General features: G+C 55.9%; 16 protein-coding genes and 3 pseudogenes. 9 read left to right on the forward strand and 10 right to left on the reverse strand.

The window, feature by feature from the left end; genetic code table 11:
* Positions 1-29 precede the first annotated feature (29 nt).
* A complete protein-coding gene (locus LW136_RS13205) occupies positions 30-347 on the reverse strand; it encodes a hydrolase (RefSeq protein ID WP_234173086.1) in 318 nt (105 codons plus the stop codon).
* Between the two features lie 178 nt (positions 348-525).
* On the opposite strand from LW136_RS13205, the pseudogene LW136_RS13210 reads away from it, so the two are divergent.
* A pseudogene (locus LW136_RS13210) lies at positions 526-1,402 on the forward strand (helix-turn-helix transcriptional regulator).
* 61 nt (positions 1,403-1,463) lie between these two features.
* A complete protein-coding gene (locus LW136_RS13215; protein ID WP_234173087.1) occupies positions 1,464-1,631 on the forward strand; it encodes a plasmid pRiA4b ORF-3 family protein in 168 nt (55 codons plus the stop codon).
* Between the two features lie 154 nt (positions 1,632-1,785).
* Here the strand turns inward: LW136_RS13215 and LW136_RS13220 are convergent, their stop codons facing one another.
* Positions 1,786-2,253 (reverse strand): hypothetical protein, encoded by a 468-nt coding sequence (locus tag LW136_RS13220; protein ID WP_125867762.1) that lies wholly within the window; start codon positions 2,251-2,253, stop codon positions 1,786-1,788.
* Positions 2,254-3,235: 982 nt separating this feature from the next.
* Here LW136_RS13220 and LW136_RS13225 point away from each other — a divergent pair.
* Both LW136_RS13225 and LW136_RS13230 read left to right on the forward strand, forming a co-directional pair.
* The gene (locus tag LW136_RS13225; protein WP_234173088.1) at positions 3,236-3,889 is read left to right on the forward strand and encodes an integrase domain-containing protein; all 654 of its coding nucleotides are present in this window, start codon (positions 3,236-3,238) and stop codon (positions 3,887-3,889) included.
* A 55-nt stretch (positions 3,890-3,944) separates the two neighbouring features.
* A protein-coding gene (locus LW136_RS13230) for an IS3 family transposase (RefSeq protein WP_086937305.1) occupies positions 3,945-5,491 on the forward strand; the annotation gives its coding sequence in 2 pieces (ribosomal slippage) (positions 3,945-4,431 and positions 4,431-5,491; 1,548 coding nt in all).
* A gap of 759 nt (positions 5,492-6,250) precedes the next feature.
* Here LW136_RS13230 and LW136_RS13235 read toward each other — a convergent pair.
* The 3 genes and pseudogenes from LW136_RS13235 to LW136_RS13245 all read right to left on the reverse strand — a co-directional run.
* Positions 6,251-7,447 carry a type II toxin-antitoxin system HipA family toxin gene (locus LW136_RS13235; protein WP_234173089.1) on the reverse strand — a complete coding sequence of 399 codons (1,197 nt, stop codon included), beginning with the start codon at positions 7,445-7,447 and terminating at the stop codon, positions 6,251-6,253.
* A complete protein-coding gene (locus LW136_RS13240; protein ID WP_234173090.1) occupies positions 7,447-7,698 on the reverse strand; it encodes a helix-turn-helix transcriptional regulator in 252 nt (83 codons plus the stop codon). The genes LW136_RS13235 and LW136_RS13240 overlap by 1 nt, the downstream gene beginning before the upstream one ends.
* 1,314 nt (positions 7,699-9,012) lie before the next feature.
* Positions 9,013-9,450, reverse strand: a pseudogene (locus LW136_RS13245) (transposase); the annotation flags it as partial.
* A gap of 227 nt (positions 9,451-9,677) precedes the next feature.
* Here LW136_RS13245 and LW136_RS13250 point away from each other — a divergent pair.
* The 3 genes from LW136_RS13250 (at position 9,678) to LW136_RS13260 (ending at position 11,224) form a co-directional block, all read left to right on the forward strand.
* Positions 9,678-10,121, forward strand: a complete 444-nt coding sequence (locus LW136_RS13250; RefSeq protein ID WP_234173091.1) for a hypothetical protein — start codon at positions 9,678-9,680, stop codon at positions 10,119-10,121.
* 347 nt (positions 10,122-10,468) lie between these two features.
* Entirely contained in the window at positions 10,469-10,669 is a 201-nt protein-coding gene (locus LW136_RS13255) for a helix-turn-helix transcriptional regulator (protein WP_079263246.1), read from the forward strand.
* A gap of 240 nt (positions 10,670-10,909) precedes the next feature.
* Complete coding sequence (locus tag LW136_RS13260; protein WP_234173092.1) at positions 10,910-11,224, forward strand: hypothetical protein; 315 nt, start codon at positions 10,910-10,912, stop codon at positions 11,222-11,224.
* A gap of 112 nt (positions 11,225-11,336) precedes the next feature.
* On the opposite strand, the gene LW136_RS13265 is transcribed toward LW136_RS13260, so the two are convergent.
* The 4 genes and pseudogenes from LW136_RS13265 to LW136_RS13280 all read right to left on the reverse strand — a co-directional run.
* Entirely contained in the window at positions 11,337-11,756 is a 420-nt protein-coding gene (locus tag LW136_RS13265) for a Rap1a/Tai family immunity protein (RefSeq protein ID WP_234173093.1), read from the reverse strand.
* A gap of 379 nt (positions 11,757-12,135) precedes the next feature.
* Positions 12,136-14,355, reverse strand: coding sequence for a DEAD/DEAH box helicase (locus LW136_RS13270; RefSeq protein ID WP_234173094.1), 2,220 nt, complete (start codon positions 14,353-14,355; stop codon positions 12,136-12,138).
* The gene (locus tag LW136_RS13275) at positions 14,330-15,625 is read right to left on the reverse strand and encodes an ATP-binding protein (RefSeq protein ID WP_234173095.1); all 1,296 of its coding nucleotides are present in this window, start codon (positions 15,623-15,625) and stop codon (positions 14,330-14,332) included. Before LW136_RS13275 ends, LW136_RS13270 begins: the two co-directional genes overlap by 26 nt.
* Positions 15,622-16,158, reverse strand: a pseudogene (locus tag LW136_RS13280) (tellurite resistance TerB C-terminal domain-containing protein); the annotation flags it as partial. The pseudogene LW136_RS13280 and the gene LW136_RS13275, both read right to left, overlap by 4 nt.
* A 227-nt stretch (positions 16,159-16,385) precedes the next feature.
* On the opposite strand from LW136_RS13280, the gene istA reads away from it, so the two are divergent.
* Together istA and istB are read left to right on the forward strand one after the other, a co-directional pair.
* On the forward strand, positions 16,386-18,071 hold the full coding sequence (istA, locus tag LW136_RS13285) for an IS21 family transposase (RefSeq protein WP_234173096.1): 1,686 nt from the start codon (positions 16,386-16,388) through the stop codon (positions 18,069-18,071).
* Positions 17,959-18,708 carry an IS21-like element IS1474 family helper ATPase IstB gene (gene istB / locus LW136_RS13290; protein ID WP_003291621.1) on the forward strand — a complete coding sequence of 250 codons (750 nt, stop codon included), beginning with the start codon at positions 17,959-17,961 and terminating at the stop codon, positions 18,706-18,708. The genes istA and istB overlap by 113 nt, the downstream gene beginning before the upstream one ends.
* Before the next feature lie 49 nt (positions 18,709-18,757).
* On the opposite strand, the gene LW136_RS13295 is transcribed toward istB, so the two are convergent.
* Complete coding sequence (locus LW136_RS13295) at positions 18,758-19,198, reverse strand: phospholipase D-like domain-containing protein (RefSeq protein ID WP_234173097.1); 441 nt, start codon at positions 19,196-19,198, stop codon at positions 18,758-18,760.
* Positions 19,199-19,358: the final 160 nt, after the last annotated feature.

Consider the following 19,358-nt stretch of genomic DNA (forward strand, 5'->3'; position numbering starts at 1 on the left):
TCCCTATCAATGCCGTCAGCGGACTCGTCTCACAGCCCGTCGTTGTCCAAGTCACGGTCTATACCGCCGGCGTCATGGTCCCAACTGCCGTCATTGTCGACATCTCGGTCAATGCCACCGGCGCCGTGATCCCAAGTCCCGTCGTTATCCAGATCGCGGTCGATACCGCCCTTGTCGTAATCCCAGGTGCCATCGTTATCGACATCCCGGTCGATGCCGCCTCTGCCGTAATCCCAGACGCCATCGTTATCCAGGTCTCGGTCCTGAGCCTGAGCACTGACCAACAGGAATACCGCCAATCCGGCGGCCAGCCATTGCAGGGCATCACAATGTTTTCTTCGACTCATGGCCTTGCTCCCTTCTGCATCAGGACCCGGGATAGCGTTCTCATACCGGACTAGCTACAGCCCTCGGACTAACTGACATCTGCCCGCTTGTCTCTGGCTATCACAGATATGTAGTGTTGAGCGACGTATCTACGGTGTTTGCCCGTACAGGTAAAGTTTTCGAGCAGATGGAGAGGCTATGAAGCGTAAGCAGGAAATCGCGTCGGTTCGCTGGGATCTGGCGCTGCGCTACCGTTTGATCGAGACGGTCGCCTGGTGGGAAGGCCGCTTAACCACTGGCCATCTGATGCAGAGCTTCGGCATCAGCCGCCAGCAGGCGTCGAAGGACATCAACTCGTACATTTCCGAGTACGCGCCGAAGAACCTGGAATACGACAAGCATTTGAAGGGGTATGTGCCGAGCCGCCACTTCAAGCCGCTGTTCATTGATGACAGTGCCAGTGCCTACCTGCATCTGCTTAATCAAAACTACGAGCGGGCGGGTTCATATCGACGGGCTAGCCCTGGCCTATGCGCACACCGAGGTGCTGGGTGTACCGGATCGTTCAGTCCGCCCGCAGGTGTTGCGCCCTCTGCTCAAAGCCTGCCGAGAGGGACTGCGGCTGGAGTGCGAGTATGTGTCTTTCAGCACCCCGGACGTTGAGACCAGGTTGATTGCCCCACATACCCTGATTTACACCGGCATGCGTTGGCATGTACGCGCTTACTGCGAGAAGAACGGAGATTATCGGGACTTTGTGCTCAGTCGTTTCCGCGGTGAGCCGGGGCTTATGGATGACCAGTCTGAACACAGCCGGGACCTGGATTGCGGGTGGAATACCGAGCTCGCGGTGGTCATCGAACCCGACTCGCGCCTGAAGCCTGAGCAGCGTGCCATTATCGAAGCAGACTATGGCATGCAGGACGGCCAGCTACTGATCGAGACCCGTGGCGCGCTGGTGCAGTACGTGTTGCAGCGCTACCAGATCGACCCGACTAAGGTGCATGCCATGCCCGAGGCTCAGCAGATTGTTGTAGCCAACCTCGATGAACTGAAGCCCTGGCTTTATCACTGACAGATGGAGCCCGTAGGCCACCCAACCCCTGCTCTACGCCCTACATATCCAGCTAGAGCCATTGCAGCTCGATCCGCCGATCTGGCGGCGCATCTGGGTGAACGGCGACTGCACCCTACGCAAACTGCACCACTTCATTCAGGCGGCCTTCGGCTGGCACAGCTGCCACTTGCATGAGTTCAGCAATGGCGTGAACAGCTATATGCCGCTGGATGCCGAGCTGGTGTAGCAGTACGACGACGTGCTGGATGACCGCAAAACCAAACTGCGCCGAGTATTCAAAGAGGCGGACCGGCTGCGCTATCGACCTTGAAGAGGGTACACTAGCCCTTAGCACCGACTGAATAGCCAGCCACTCCCAGCTATCCCGAAGTAGGTATTTATTAGATATCAACATAGAATGCGGGAGTATATTTTGCTCGAACATGAATAGCCGATCGGCAGCGATCCGAAGCAAGCCTCAAGCGCAGCACGCCATCTTTCATCTCGACTATTAATAATACCCCATCCTTTCTGGCCGAACCGCTAGGCAGAGCACTCATCAAGCATTCCAAAATCTCTTCTCTGAGAAGATCAACAACCAACATGGCTAGTGAACTCCCTAAGGCGGCACTTCCAAGATATAGAAAGATTTCACGGACAATCTTCCCAGGCGAGTCACTAAAACTACGCACATCTTTAAATGCAATACGTCCGGACAACTCACCCCCGCCATTTGCAGAACTAACTGATGGACAACTTAAGCTACCCAACTCATCAGCAACCCCTTCTAGGCGCCAGGAAATATAGTTTGCTACCTCTTGCACACTCTCCAGGAAAAGAACCTCGGAGTATGGGCCTGGAATATTCAATCGAAACGAACCTGCCAATCTCGCTCACCTATCGTATGAAACCCTGCCAAGGGCATGCCCAGTAAACCAAGTGCAAAAGGGTTCACTTTTATGCACCTACTCCAGCAACAGGCAATGGCCAAGCTTGGTAATTTGGTTCACTTTTGTGCACCTTTTTACATCTACCTAGCCCACTACAGAATGACCTCCCACGCCTAGGACAACACTAAAATGATACCTCATGCCTCCAATACGCAATGCACCTGCTCAACAGAGACGGTTTTTTTTGTTGGCCTCGAAGCCCCATACGCCGTGCACTTTCTCCGGATACGTGCGTGACAAAACCAGCGACAAGCTCATCAGGAGGGTTGCACTGGTTGTGACCTCTGTGAAATCATCAAGATGTCCGCTCAGACTCATGAGAGCCTGCAGCAATGACTAGCTGATTCCAGCACTTCAGGTCAGAACATCGATGCACAGGCGTCGACTGCAGACCAAGCCCTAGTGGCTCTACCCTCCACTTATGAACAACGTGGCCCTTATCGGACTGCCTGTTTCTATCTTGATATCCGGCGAGCCTGCTTTTGCGCTATTAGCTGCAAGGGGCTGCTACGCCAATCTACCCTCTGTGGTACGTCGACCATTTGTGTTGGTTAGCTATCCACCAAACCGGTGATCTCCTCTTGTATCTCCGCTCTGCGGAGCAGCTGTGTGACACACAGCCTCGGACTATGAGAAACAATCACGCGCGAATCATTCAATGCGGCGGAGCATCGTCAGCCCGCCAGCCGTTCTCCGCCGTCCGCCTAGGACACAAACGGCCGTGCATTTCCGGTGCAACAACCCTCTCCGGGTACTTCACCTATCTAAACCCGCAGCTAGTTGCAGGGAAAAATCCCTGTTAACACTAACCAACTCCTGGCGGAGCTGGATGCGACCCTTATAGGAATATCTATTACCCCTCTAGGGCATTAGCCCTCTAGCTTTTTATGGAAAACCAGTTATGCCACAACACGCGAAACACGCCTCGAAAAACATGGGATACGGACGAAATCTAAAATACGCAGTAAAAAACAAGCTAAGAGATCATTTTAAGTCCGGCCACTTTGCAACGACCAGCGCCCACTGCGAGAGATTCAACCTCTTCATTGACTGGATAGAAGAGCATCACAAAATAAACGACCTATGGGACATAACCAACAGCCATTTACTCGCGTACTCAGAACATATCAAGGCACTAATGAGCAACGAGATAATCGCTGTATCAACCGCACACAACAGAATCTCATCATGCAACGTCGTTTTAAAAATAATGCGCGGAGACAATTATATCCGCATAGATAAAATTGCTAATGCCTTAGGAAAAAAACGTTGCTACGTCCGCAGTCAAGTACCAGACGGGATTGATCTCGACGAAGTACTCCAAGCCCAATATCAACTGAGAAACAATGGAAATATTCGACTTGCCGCCATACTCGGCCTCGCACGAACATTAGGAATGCGCCTCAGAGAAGCAGTTTTATGCGACCTTCAGCGCTTAAAAAGGGAGGCTCAAAAATTTGGAGGAATCAATATTCAGGAAGGTACCAAGGGCGGACGAAAAGGATCGCACGCGCCTAGATGGATTGATATTAAAGAACCCGCCGCGTCAGGATAGTTGTCGTGTGAGTTGATTCGATGAGTCTTGGTCGGTGGGCGGAAGTGAGAGCCGTGTGGCGCGTTATTCGATAGAGCATCGGGAGTGGGTGGTGCGGCAGATGATGCCGCCCTTGAACCGGACGGTGCCGGAGCTGGTGGAAGCGACAGGCATTACTGATGCCACCCTGTATGCTTGGCGCAAACAGGCCAGAGCAGCGGGAGCAGTGGTGCCGGGAGATGGACAGCAGGCCGACCAGTGGTCGAGCCAGGACAAGTTTCGGGTGGTGCTGGAAAGCGCCAGCCTCAATGCGGCTGAGCTGGCGGAGTACTGCCGGCGCAAAGGCCTGTATGTCGAGCAGATCAACGCCTGGCGCGAAGCCTGCGAGCAGGCCAACAGCCTGGCTCAGCCGATCAAGACCCGGCGCGAACGCGAAGAGGAAAAGGCCGCGAAGAAGCGCATCAAGCAGCTGGAGCGTGAACTGCGGCGCAAGGATGCGGCGCTGGCAGAAACCGCGGCTCTGCTGGTGTTGCGAAAAAAAGCCGAGGCGCTCTGGGGGAAGGACGAGGACGAATGATCAGCGCCCCGGATCGCCGTGAAACGCTGCAGTTGATCGAGGACGCCGTGGCGGCGGGAGCGCGGCGGGCGCAGGCCTGCGCCGAACTGGGCCTGTCGCTGCGCAGCCTGCAGCGCTGGCAGCACTGCCCGGAGGATCGGCGTCCTTCGGCACAGCGAGCTGAGCCGGCCAACAAGCTGACCCCGCAAGAGCGCCGCCGCGTGCTGGAGGTCGCCAACCAGCCCGAGTTTGCCAGCCTGCCGCCGCAGCAGATCGTGGCGCGGCTGGCCGATCAGGGCACCTGGCTGGCCTCGGAGTCGACCTTTTACCGGTTGCTGAAGGACGCCGAACAGCAGCATCCGCGCGGCCGTAGCCGCCCACCGGTGAAACGAGCGCTGACGACCCATGTGGCCGACGGCCCGAACCAGCTGTGGTGCTGGGACATCACCTGGCTGCCGACCACGGTCAAGGGCCGTTACTTCTACTGGTACATGATCAAGGACGTCTACAGCCGGAAGCTGGTGGCCAACGAGGTGCATGAAAGTGAAAGCGCCGAGCAGGCCGCCCAGCTGCTACGCCAGGCCTGCCTACGTGAACAGCGGGCAGGCCAGCCGCTGGTACTGCACTCGGACAACGGCAGCGCGATGAAGGGCTCGACCATGCTGGCGGCCATGCAGAACCTGGGTGTGATGCCCTCGTTCAGCCGCCCGCGGGTGAGCAATGACAACGCCTATGCCGAGGCCTTGTTCCGCACGGCGAAGTACTGCCCGCTGTGGCCGGAGCGGCCCTTCGACACGCTGGAGCAGGCCAGGAACTGGGTGAACAGCTTCGTGGCCTGGTACAACCATGAACATCGCCACAGCGCCCTGAAGTTCGTGACCCCGGCGCAGCGACATACTGGCCAGGCGGAAGAGTTGCTGCGCAAGCGTATCGAGCTGTACGAGGCGGCGCGTGCACGGCACCCGGAGCGCTGGAGCGGCAACATCAGGAACTGGGTGCTGGCACCAATCGTGTGCCTGAACCCGGAGCGGGAAGCGGTACTGCAGCAAACATCAAAGGCAGCGTGACACGCTCACGCGACAACTACCTTGAAAATCGCCGAGAATGCGCCGCCGACGCTATTGATTTTGCAATTCTCGCGTCACCACCCAACAGCAAAAATCTTCTCAAACCGAATGAGACATACATTTCATTCATACGCTCAGTAGTCAGATACAAAGGCAAAAGTCTTGGAGGCTATGGCATCCGCAAAATCCATGATCTTAGAGCCGCATATGCCTGCGAGCGCTATGAGCAAATCACAGGACACCCAGCTCCTGTAATTGAAAAGCGACTAGCCATGTCAAAAGAGGAACTTAAAATGGACAAAGAGGCGCGTAGAATCATCAGCAGAGAGCTTGGCCACGAGAGGATAGAGATCTGCAACTCCTACGTTGGGAGTTGCAAAAAATGACCTCAACAATGGAGATTTTTATTGCAGGCGTGCTCAAAGGAGCACCCGCAACTCGTAGACGCCATATACAACGAGCAAACACAATTAAACTGGCAATCGAATCACGATGGAATATTCGTCACCCAGCCCAATACCAGGTAAAACACCTGCGCTGGTTTCTAGCTGAGCATATCAAGCTCGATAACTCTAACGCTCGATACCAGTATTGGCTGACCGTGAGGTTGATAGTGCAGAGACGAGACAAAATCGCCGACTGGCTGCCACTACTTAAGGGCGAATGGAACTCCCCCGCCAGAACGAGCGAGTCTACCCCAAGCAACCTGTCAACAATTAACTAAACCAGCGCCTCCCACAGTGCAGACGAAAACACACTCTAGCCGAAAGTTTTTATAAACGGCTCAGAGCAATTTCTGATTGCAGCAACTACATGCGGAGCCTGCTCGCACAGCTCGATCGAGCGAGACAGCACTCGCTCTAGGGCTTGCAACTGCTCGCGAATGACATCCTCCGGCCGAGCCACATCACACGCCTTGGCGAACTCCAGCAATCCCTGCCTCGACGCGAATAGTGACTTGTTGCCAACTAGATCCAGCGCCAATACATCCTCTGGAATGTAAGCCGTGGTGTTGACGATGTCATAGGCCGGCGCCAGCCGGGCATCGCGCTGCGTAGGGTCGGAATACAGCAGCCCGAAGTTCTTCAGATGGGCATCGCCATTTCCGACAATGCAACTCAGGCTCACCATGGCAAACAACTGCGCCAGTGAACCCTGTACCTGTTCAGGCGGACAAAAAAGGCGGATGGCCTTGACGATAGCCGAGTAACTCTTGCTGTATTTCTGCTCTGCCCCCAGCCCCATCAATGCGGCCATATCCTCGAAACCGATAGGGTTGAGTTGTTCATCCCGGTCGAAACGGCGCAGGACGAACAGCTTGGCATTGTCGGACAGGTAGAACTCCGGCACTGCAATCCTGGCCTCCCTCGCCACGGACATGCAGAGGAACTCGTTGATCGCCAGCCCGGGAAACTCATCCCGACCGCTCTTGATGATCAGGTCAGATGTCTTCGAGGTAAAACGCTGCGGCGCGGCGTCATGCTTCTCTGGTACCAGCACCTTGGGCTGCACGCCCGAAATCCCAGCGCGCAGAATGTAGCGATCTACTAGGCCAGCAAAAATGTCTTCTGCACCATCCCAGGCCAGGATTTCCTCCAGCTTTTCCCCAGGAAACTGCTGCCTTCGCAGTAGCGCATCTACCTCTGCTGAGCTCACCGCGACACGCCCAATGGGCGAGCTGCTGCCGGACAGCGCCAGCAGCAACATGGGGTCGACATTCGCCACCTTGGCCAAGCGATTGCGCAGCTGCTCCAGGACATAGCCCTCAGGGAGGTTCATCTGGAAGATCGGGTGCAACTCTCTGTGGCGGTATTCATCCAGGCGCACAGGCATCAGCAAACTGATAGCTGCCTGCGCTTTGGCCTCTTCGCGGTAGCGAAACAGGTAGTCCCTAGCGGAGCTGAGAATCCTCCCGCTCTCGCCCTCTGGCGTTGCCACTTGCAGCAGGACTGTCATCAGTCGAACACTCCCTGAATCTCTTCCAGCGTGGGCATGGCCGCGGGCACCAGCGCGAACTCACAGTCCAGAGCTCCCAGCACTCGTGCATAGGCCGTCATGCCTACCGACAAGTCGCCCTTCTCGATGGCGATAACCTTCTGCCGGGTAATGCCCGCGAGGGAAGCCAACTTGGCCTGGGTCAGGCCGCGATTCAGGCGGCGCTGCCGAATCTGTTCGCCAAGGCGCCTGGTAATAAGCGAGTAGTCCATGTCCAATATACGTAACAAATTAGATTACATGTAACGTATACCTAACCATAGAAAAAATCAAAGCTAACCCGGTTAGCTGCTAGATCGGGCGCAGGCTCTCTCGGCGGCCAGAAGTCCCAAACAGAGGAAGGTAACTTCTGTGAGGTACCAACATCGCGCTCGTCCCTTCTCGCCAGGCTTAGCTTCGCCTTACCTGCCCAATCTGATCTGCTGACAGCCGCCTATCCAGCTGCCTGCAGATCAATCCGCCGATAGTGCCCAGGACAATCAAAAATAACGGCACACCCACGATTACGTATCCCAAAGGTTCCACTTGCTCCCCCTGCGTCTACCCAATGATCACCCCAATGCAGCCACAGAAGTAACTTCTGTAGCCCCTTTACGCCAACTGGCCTCCAAGATGGCGCCACATTCCCGTACCTCACGGTGACCGCTACCCAGGGAACTCCGGATAAGTCGCGTGAGCTGAATATAGGGCTCCCGATGAACCGGAGCTTTGCTGCCTGACATGGACAAGTTTTTCCTATGCCGAGTACGCCGGCAACGTAAAAAGACCCAGTCAACGCGCTTTCTGGTAGAAAGAGCAAGTGCTGCCATGGACGGGGCCACTGCTGCTGATCGACCCCGTCTCCCCCAAGGCTTGTAACGCCCCATCCGTCTTTACTAGAAACCAAGCTGCGTATTAACGCGCTCTATATGCGGCTACTCCGATACAGCGTTGTATTGCAGTGGTTGCATCTGTGCAGGCGGCGGGGGTCATTATTCGCAGCCCAGCCTAGCTGGCGAATGCTCCTCGACCCACAAAACCGGCACGAAATGCCTGATTTACCATCTCGCCTGAGCTGATCTAAGTATGTGTTCACGCTAGGCTGATGTAGCCACTGCTGATCCAATCGTTTCCTTAACGCGCATTCTTGCCTCCACACCCAATAGATCAGGCAAGGAAATGCAGCGATCAGACCAAAAATTAGAAACATTGCTTGCTCCGTAATGTAATACCACCTGCCACTCTGTATGGGCTTACGCGCCTTTGGCTCAGAAGATGAAAGGTGGGGAAGTTGCTTTTGTGATTACGGCTCCCAGTCTCCACCGTTTCTGGAATACACAAGCTCGCTCAACGCCAGTGCAGAGGCATGCGGAGTCGCCTAGGAGGCCGGTTGGCCACTAAGGATGGTCTGAAGTAGTCATGTGTTTCCGGCTGACTTCAGCCACTGCCGACTTTGAAAGCGGTGAACCGATCAAAAAGGATCGGATCACCCGCTCATTTCGGTGTTTTCAGCCGTCGTGAGTACCTCGCGACGGCCATTTTCCGCATTACAGGCGCACCCCTCCTGCATTCGTCAGCAAATGCCGACGCGCCATCCACAGATTCGATAGCGCAAACAACGTCACCAGTTGTGCGGTGTTCTTCACCAGCCCTCTGAAGCGCACCTTGGTATAGCCAAACTGCCGCTTGATCACGCGGAACGGGTGCTCAACCTTGGCGCGCACCTGAGCCTTGGCCTTCTCGATCTTGCGCTTGGCCTTGTATAGCGCACTGCGCTTATCGAGATTCTTGTAGGTGTTGCGGCGTGCCGCCACCTGCCAGATAACCTTCCGATCAGCATGCTCCGAGCGTTTCTCAACACCGGTGTAGCCCGCGTCGGCCCCAACCATGTTTTCCTTGCCGTGCAGCAGTTTGTCGACCTGGGTAACGTCTGCAACGTTGGCAGCCGTCCCCGCCACGCTATGCACCAGACCGGACTCATCATCGCTTAAGTGCTCTGTGAGGGACGCAAAGCAGGCTGTAATGGGGCTTTCGGACGCAGAGTATCTGCTCCGTCGACCTTACTCGAAACTGGTTTAGACTTTTGCAAAGTTACTTCTGTCGTTCGGCGATTGCGAGGTTTGGCCCCCTCCGAGGGGCCTAATTGGCCATATTTTTTTTAGCCCAGATGAGAAGCTCCTCTCTGCAACCTAATTTATGAGGAGCGGTATGAATGAGTGACGTTGTTAAACACATCAATAAGAGGCTGGAGTCGTTAGATCAGTTCGACGATCAGCTAAAAAGCCTAACGGGAGTGCTCAACGAGGAAATTTGGGGGACGGCCCGTGAGCAGAAAATTGTGCTAGTTCGGTCTGTGCACATCAGGCAGTGCCCGAATCGTTTCAGGATTGAGTGGTGCCGCCTGAAACATATCAAGTCGGATTCCTTCGCTAAATCTAAGGTGTATTTCAGCCGGATAAAGCTAAACAACTGCTCGTCTAAAAAGACGTTTAAGCAGAGCCAAACCTTGATGGGCAAGCTCGATGAATTTCACTTGGGGATCTTCAATGAATACGACAAGAAGTTTGCTGCAATTCGCGAAATGGCCGAAGCGAACGGAGACTATCGTGAAGGGTTGAAAAAAATGAAACGCATCTTCGAGAATATTGAATTTTAATCAATATCTTGGTTTTGATGGAGCCCAAAATTGGCTCCATCAAAAATAAACCACCAGATTTTCGATAAGTTCACTGCATCACTACCAGGGCGTAGAAACGCAAGACATATATGATCAAGGGGCAGTAGCGAAATTAATCGCTCTGTTTCCGTTTAGGCTACCTCAAGCCTATTCACCAAAAAGCCGCATCAGCTTTAACCGACTGACTGCTTGCCATAACACTCAGCGATGGCACATACCGGCAATCTCCAAATGCCAACCAGCCAAAATTACTGAGAAGGCAATTAATATCTCTAAGTCTATTTATCTACGAGGAGGATATATGGGCAAAACTTCGAGAAACTTATATGCAGCAATTAGAGCAAAAAACGGAAGATCGTTTCATTAGACTCCCAGAACTCATCCACATTACCGGAAGGAAGCGCTCCACAATTTACCGAGACATCAAGAAAGGCACTTTCCCCAAACAATTTAAGCTTGGCTGCAGATCTGTTGGATGGCTTAGCACTGAAGTTTTCATGTGGATGCAGAGCCAGAACCGCGCATAGCAGTTTGCACCCCAAAACCTAGCAGTAAATTAGCAAGGCGCCGACATAAGATTGTTAATGTCGGCGCCTTAATTTTTCACAACCCACTATCACATTACCGAGACCAGCTGCAACGAAGACCCAACCACTTGCATTTCCAAAAAAAGATGGAGACTGAGCATATCTAAGGAAAACTCACAGCTAACCCAGCGGGTCATAGATATGAGAAAGCTCAGACTACTGCTCAGCAAGATTATTACCATGCTATCCAAAGAATCACCCAGCCTTGGATACAAAACGATAATCTATCCAATATCTGGCCAACCGCTTGTTATTCACGACTCGCTATATGATGGGCAAATAGCTTCAGACGCGCAGCTCAGCGAGCTTTCTGAATTTTGGAAAATTGATGAACAAGATTTTGATGCCCTAAACACAGCCGATTTACACAATCTAGACCTTGGCTTTCCCAGCCGGAAAGTAAATCCATGTACAGGTTTACCGATGTTGGATGATGCCATTGACGTAGCGGGAAACATCTACGGCATGCACTACATCGAGTCAGATCCCCTGTGAGCCCAACAGGCATTGAATCGCCTCTACTCGCGGAGAAGTAGGCTTCTCCGCCAAATCCTACCCATCTATATATAGAGCCGACCAGGAAATCAAGCGAACGTGTATCTCAAGCTCAGTGCCTGCAGGGAAACTCGTCAACGAATGCTTTCAGAGCCAATATGAAACCAGGCCCATCTAATGTTTCGGGATGGTCTTTACCATATAGAACAACAACACCAGCTAAATCCCCTGCACCTCCACGATTATCAGGAATACAATAAGTATTAGGAATATCCTTGCCGTAAGAGTGCTTGAGAACAGAGGTATTGACGAGCACACCTTCATTAAAACCCATTAAATACCCTAAACACTGACCGCTTTTAAGAATCTGCATCTTTGACATTTCATCGCCTTGCAAAGAGGCAGCGCGACAGGCCTCGAGAAGCTCCCTTCCAAGCATGCCATCAGCCACTGCGATGGGAGATGCTAGCGTGAAAGCACAATAGCAACTCACTTTAAACCAACGACTCAAAGAGCCACTCACTCTATTCATAAGATTTTCCATATTAGGAAGCCGAGCCTGAGTTCACGACTCATCTTACACGAAAGCAGATCTGATTATATGCATTGACCTTCAGAACTTCATAGTACAGCGCCTAAAATCTGACAACCGAGGCCGTCATCGCCAAACTGCCGCTCAATTAACAGCTGGTTTCGGCGTAGATGCGAAAAATGATTTACCACAAGGAACGCTGAATCATGGCCCCTCAGACCCTGCAATTGATTTTCAGCTCAACTAGAAGCGTTGCAATTGACTAGGTAGACGCGCTCAATTCCCACTTCTACCCGAATGCGAATAATTGCTTCTGGCCGGATGTCGCCGCTCGCAGCAGGTAGGTTGACCAAACCAAACATTACACATCAGCCAACAATCAGTTCGTCACTACGGGTTGTCTCGCCAACCCCAATGCCGCTTCCTTCGCCCCCTCCAAATCTAGCTGCATAGTGGCGTACGATTGCATGAGTAACGCTGACGGAAGCACCCAATCCCATTTTTCTTGAACCATGTTCTGTACGCTCATCAGAACGGTCGATGCGCCAATATCATCCCACCCGGCAATCTCGCGCAGCTTGCCCTCAAGCGATGCCCGATCTCCCTCGACCTCGATCACCAGCCCACTGTTTTCACTGGCTAGCCCGCTATGTGTACGCAAGATGGCCAAGGCATCGTTTACCCAATCGCCTTGCCAGGTAAAAAGGTAAGTCTTGCCTCCGCTTTCGGTCATACTCGAATGTGCCAAGCCAAGATCCGCAAAGGTGCTGCGTGCCTGAGCCAATAGCTCCTGTGCCGCCGGGTCGAGATAGGGATAAACCTCCGCGCCCAACAACACGGCCTTCATCTCTTGCCGAACGCGGTCATGTACCGGGGCGCCAAGCCCATCGAAGGAAGGCGGAGCACCACCAGGATCGGATCTAACGACGATGACCTTGGCTTCAGTGTCAACACTGATGACCCGCCACCGACGCCCTGCAAAGATGATGCGCTGATCGACGGTCAAGGGCCTGGAGACCGGTAGAGCTCCCAGTGGCTTGCCATCGCATACCAGACGGAACTCTTCATTGCTGACGAACGCGCTGTAGAAGTCGTAGTGGTTGATCATTCGCTCCCCCACAACACCGGGTAACAGCAGCCCCGACGCCTCCTGGGCTATCAAGTCATGATCACCGAGCGCGCGAAGCAGGCTAAGGAAGCTGCCCTGCTCCACGCAAGCAAACGGGCCACCTCGTATCAAGGTGCTCCACAGCTCTGCTGCTGTTGCTCCACCGCGCTGAGCTATCACCGAGAGGCACTGCTGAACCAGTGTCGATAAATGCAGGCCCTGAACACGAGGTGGCTCGAACCAGCCCTGCATCAATAACCTGATCATGGCGATGCTTTGCACCAACCCCTGGCGGAGCCGATCCGACAGTGGTGAGTCATCGTCCAGCGGACGCTCCTTGCAGTAACTGCGGAGAATCGCTGCCTCTCCCGGACGGCGTCCGGATCGGCCCAGACGCTGGCGCAGACTGGCTACCGATGGTGGTGCGCCGATCTGCACCACCGTCTTGATACTGCCGATATCGACACCCAGCTCCAATGTCGTTGTACAAACTGCGCTGGCCGGCTGGTCACCAGCCTTTAGAGCCTTCTCGGTTTCCTCTCGAATGTCCTTCGCCAGGCTGCCGTGATGCGGCCAAAACTCATTCGGCACGCCATCCTGCTCGCAACGGCGCCGCAAATTGTCAGCAAACCACTCCACCTGGGATCGGCTATTGGGGAATATCAGGTTGTTGCTGCCCCGCAGCACCTGAAAGAGGTGATCTGCAATGGCATGGTCTGCGGAAAACACTTCTTCGCCGTCCGGGAGTGCCGAGAGATTCTGTCGGGTCTCCGCATAGCCCCTGATCTGAACCTTCAATAGCTGACCACTCCCCTTGGACTCGATCACCGACACATGATAAGGCGCATTGGGCCGCAAGAAGGCTGCTGCCATCGCCATGTCGCCCAGCGTGGCGGAGAGCCCCACCCTGGGCAGGGGGCGATCAATAACGGTTTCCACCCGAGGCATCAGGGACTGCAGCTGCTTGCCTCGCTTGCTACCGATAAAGGCATGGAGTTCATCCACGACCAGATAGCGTAAGTTGGCAAACAACCCCGCCAGGCTGGTTCCCCTGTTCACAAACAGAGCTTCGAGAGACTCCGGTGTGATCAGCAGGATGCCTTCCGGAGACTTGAGGAAGCGATGTTTGCGGCTCGCAGAGATATCCCCATGCCAGGCAATAACAGGGATCTCCAGGTCATCGCATAGTCTGGCAAGGCGTTCCCACTGATCGTTGATCAGCGCCTTCAGAGGACTGATGTACAGCACGGCCCCGGGCGCGCCCTGTGTCTGCAAGAGGTTGGTGAGGATGGGCAAAAACGCGGCTTCGGTTTTCCCTGCTGCCGTCGCCGCCGCGATGATGACATCCTGATCCGCGCCCAGGAGCGCGGGGATAGCACGCTCCTGGGCATCGCGCAGAGAGGTCCAACCTTCGGACCATATCCAGCGCTGGATTCGCGGTTCGAGGAGTTCGAACCCGGCCGACTCAGAGCTGGAAGGTGGCAAGCTCATCGTCCGTGTCCACCTGGGTATCGGCTTCACCACCTCGGTCTGTCTCTATCTCGACCGCGCCCAGCAGTGCGCGCCAATCAGCCCCCGGATTCTGCTCCAGCACCGCTAGTAGGTTTATGAATGCGGTGATGGTCGTCCGTGGGGTGCGGAAGTAGGCCTCGCCCATCCGTTGGTTGCAATGGGCCATAAACAGCGGTAATGCTTCGTCAGGTAGCAAATAGCGTTCGCTCTCGCCTGCCGCGTAGACATGACGCAGCTTCTGCAGCAGTACGTAAAAGTCCTCAGGCGTCAGACTGGTGAGGCGTATAACCGGGCCGGACAGATCTACCAGCCCGGACTTGGCGAAGTTGTTTTCCGTCAAGCGCGACTGCAGGGCCGGATAGCTGTAGAGCCCGCGACGTGTATCCATAAGGAACTCGGGTGTGCCACCCAGCACGAAACCCAGCCCCTCAGCGGAGCCCTGCAGAGAATCATTGAGGATGCGCAAGATCTGTTCGTAGTTAGCGTTGCGTGCCTGAGTATTGGCAAGCTTGTACAGGTTAACCAACTCGTCGAGACACACCATCAGCCCACTGAATCCGGCCAAGCGCACAAATCGGGAAAGCAGCTTGAGCTGGTCGTAGACCGACGCATCGTCGACTATGGTTCTGACCCCCAAAGCGGTGCGGGCCTCTGTTTTGGTAGTGAACTCGCCACGCAACCAACGAATAGCATCGGCCTTGAGCTGCTCGTTGCCCTCCTCGAAGCCTTTGCAATAGGCCGCGATTACATCAGCAAAGTCATAGCCGTTGACCATCTCCGTCAGTTGATCGAGATGCTCACGAATCACAGCTTCGCTGTCCCTCCCGGACGCTTTGGCTTCCGTCTTGGCCTGTGCAATGAATTTCTCGACGATGCCTTGCAGAGCACCACCGTCAGGCTTAGTCCGGGTGGACATATTCTTGGCCAATTCGGCATATAGCGAGCGGGCCTGGCCGCCAGTCGCATGGAGGCGACGATCAGGGTTCAAATCCGCATGCATGGTGACGAGCTTGCGCTCCATCGCAATAGCGCGAACCAGATTGAGGAAAAACGACTTACCCGCACCATATTCACCGATCACTACCCGGAATGCGGAACCACTTTCCGCGAGGCGCTCCACATCACGAATAAGCGCTTCCAGCTCACTAACACGCCCCACCTGGATCAGGTGCTGACCTGCACGCGGCACAACGCCAGCGCGCAGGGACTGAATGACCGCATCGCGATCCTTGGCTCTGATGCTGCTCATAGCGGTAGTTTTTCCATGATTTCAGGGTTGATTTCGAAAGGGTCTTCCCCTTCGGTGACTGGCATATCGAAACGATCAAAGGCCATGCCGTTGATCTGCTCCAATGCGCCGTCGAGCATGAGCTCCATATCGCTGGCAACTGCCTCCAACTCGTCACGCATCCACTCGCTACGGGATACAAGAACACGCAGGAAAGCTGAGTGATCTGCGTCCAATCCACAGATGGCGGAGGTATCCTCGACAGCTTCTTCGACAACGTCCTCGTCAGGCTCAGAAGGCTTGTCGTCAACGAAAACCTCAGCCAGCAGCGCGGATACCTGTTCCGTTTCACGCTGCAACTGAGCGATGCGCTCCTGGTCTAAAGCAAATCCACCAACGGGCTTGGACAAAGCAGTTCCAGGCATAGAAGTCGTTGTCTGCGGTGAGCCAAGGGAGGGACTACTGGCGGCCACATGAAGGTCGCTGTATAGCGATTGCGGATCCAACTGAAGGGCCTTGTAGACACGCTCCAGCAACTTCACCTCTGCGGGGCTGCGGATTTCGGAGCATCGTGACCGGCCGTTTCGGTTGATCGTGACCGGTCATTTCGCTAACGCGTGACCGCTGATTTCGCTAACAACGTGACCGATTTTCCACCTGTTCCGAAACAGGTGGTCACGGCTTACCGAAATCGTCGGTCACGGCTTAGCGAAAACCTTCCCCCTGCGTTGCGCATGACCTGACGCGACCGTCACCCTCGCCCGATTTCGGGAGACGAGGGATGGCGGCGCCGCGAGTAGCCATGCGAAACATCAAAGAATGTCTGCGCCTCAAGCTTGAGGCCGGTTTGTCCCACGAGAAGATTGCCCGCGCCTTGCAGCTGTCCAAGGGCGTTGTCAGCAAGTACGTCACGGCGGCGTGCGTGGCCGGGCTGGACTGGCCGGCGCTGGTGGCGATGGATGAGGCCGTGTTGGCAGCCGCCTTGTTTGCGCCGATGCCACCGGGCAAGCCGCGCGGTGAGCGGGTACTGCCCGATGTGCTAAGTATCCATCGCGAGCTGCGGCGCAAGGGCGTGACCTTGCAGCTGCTGTGGGAGGAGTATCTCGCCGCGCATGCGGGGCAGCCGACCTACCGCTACACCCAGTTCGTCGAGCACTACCGGCGTTACGCACAGACGCTCAAGCGTTCGATGCGCCAGCTGCACCGCGCGGGCGAGAAGCTGTTTATCGACTATGCCGGCCCGACGCTGCCGGTGGTCGATCCAGGCACCGGCGAAGTCCGCCGGGCGCACATCTTCGTCGCCGCCCTGGGCGCCTCGAATTACACCTATGCCTGCGCGACGCCGGGCGAAACCCAGGTGGACTGGCTGACTTCGCTGGGGCAGGCGCTTGCCTACTTTGGTGGCGTGCCGGAGATGGTCGTGCCGGATAATCCACGTGCCCTGGTTGCTCAGCCGGATCGTTACGAGCCGGGCCTGAACCGCGCGACATTGGAATGCGCGCGCCATTACCAGACGGTGATTCTGCCGGCACGGCCACGCAAACCACAGGACAAAGCCAAGGCAGAGGTAGCGGTGCAGGTTGTCGAGCGCTGGATCATGGCGCGGCTGCGCCATCAGCAGTTCTTCAGCCTGCATGCGCTCAATCAGGCCATCGCGGAGTTGCTGGAGGATTTGAATCAACGCCCGTTCAAGCGGCTCGATGGCTGCCGGCGCGACTGGTTCGAGCGCCTGGATCGGCCGGCTCTGCGCGTGCTGCCGGCACATCCCTACGAGGTGGCCAGCTTTAAGCGCTGCAAGGTCAACATTGATTACCACATCGAGGTAAATGGCAGCTTCTACAGCGTGCCCTCGGCTCTGGCCCGGCAGAGCGTCGATGTGCGGCTGACAGCGCACACCTTGGAGGTGCTGCATGGCAACCGGCGGGTGGCCAGCCACCTGCTGCTGGGTCGCCGCGGTGCCTACAGCACCCAGCGCGAGCACATGCCCGCCGCACACCAGGCCCATCGCGAATGGACGCCGCAACGACTGCTCGACTGGGGCGAGCGGATCGGCCCCTACACGCGCCAACTGATCGATCACCAGCTGACCCACAAGCCGCACCCGGAAATGGGCTACCGCGCCTGCCTCGGGTTGCTCTCGCTGGCTCGTCGCTATGGCAATGCGCGCCTGGAAGCCGCCGCCGAACGGGCCGTCCAGCTGCGCGCCTTCACCGGGCGTAGTGTACGCAACCTGCTTCAGCAAGGCCTGGATCGACAGCCGCTGCCCAAGCGTGCGGCCGAAGCGAGCCTCCCCGAGCACCACGAAAACGTCCGTGGAGCCGACTACTACCAACCCCCGCAACAGGAGCTGTTCGATGATGCCGCAACACACCCTGAATCAACTGCACCAGCTACGCCTGGACGGCATGGCCCGCGCACTGGAGGAGCAATGGACGCTGCCGGCCAGCCACAGCCTGAGCTTCGATGAACGCCTCGGCCTGTTGCTTGACCGTGAACTGGCCTGGCGTGACAACCAGCGCCTAGTGCGGCTGCGCAAGAAAGCCAAGCTCAAGTACAGCAATGCCTGCCTAGAGGATCTCGATCGGCGTCCCGGCCGCGCCCTGGACGAGCGCCTGATCGCCGCCCTGGCCAACGGTGACTGGATCCGCCAGCAGCACAACCTGCTGTTGACCGGCCCGACCGGTGCCGGCAAGACCTGGCTGGCCTGTGCCTTGGGCAACCAAGCCTGCCGCCAGGGCTACAGCACCCTGTATCTGCGCACCCCGCGCCTGCTGGAGCAACTGCGCATCGCCCACGGCGACGGCAGCTTCGGCCGCACCCTGCAACAGCTGGCAAAGGTCGACGTCCTGGTTCTGGACGACTGGGCGCTAGCCCCGCTGGAGGAAGGGGCCCGGCATGACCTGCTGGAGGTGATCGACGACCGCGCCGGCAACCGCTCCACCATCCTGACCAGTCAACTGCCCATCGAACACTGGCACGGCTGGATCAACGACCCGACCTTGGCCGATGCCATCCTTGATCGCCTGGTGCACAACGCTTACCGACTGACGATGAAGGGCGAGTCACTGCGCCGGAAAAAAGCCGAGGAAGACACCGCATCGTGACCGATGCGATTACAATCTCAAAACCGCGCAACCGGGACGGAAGCACCGGTCACGTATTAGCGAAACGCTCGGTCACGTTCACCGAAATCCGCACGCAGGCAAACTGCTGCATGGGTGCCTTGCTGCGATTGGACTTGAACGTCGCCTTACGCCGCATCCAGTCCGCGCACTCTTTTGCAATCGCGCGCTGGGTCAGTTTGTTGCGTAGCTGAATCTCGAACTCACTCCCGTACAGACTCCGTTCGCGGTCAGCCTTCGGGATGTGGAATTCTTTGCGTTCCTTGCGAATCTTGTCGGTAACCTCGTTGGCGGTGAACGTCGGCGAGGTAAAGATGAATTGAAGCTCGTCGATTTTTTCCAGCTCTGCTTTGAGCGCTTCAAACGCGTACATCGAAAAGCAGGAGGCCGCGATCTTCAGGCGGGCACCTGGTTCGAGCGTCTGCTTGAGATCATCGCCGAGCAGGTGGTTGATGTTGTCGATCAGTTCCATGATGCCGTCGCCCCTAATAAGCTAGTCAGAGCCGACATCCGCCCTCCCCCTAGGCTCGCGAATACCACTCCGTTGTCAGGGTTGATCCTAATCTCCCCAGGACTGAGAAGCCAATCTCAATTGGCAACCAATTGGCAACCAGAAAGCCATTATCTAGAAA

It is taken from the genome of Stutzerimonas kunmingensis, assembly GCF_021432085.1.
Lineage (GTDB): Bacteria > Pseudomonadota > Gammaproteobacteria > Pseudomonadales > Pseudomonadaceae > Stutzerimonas.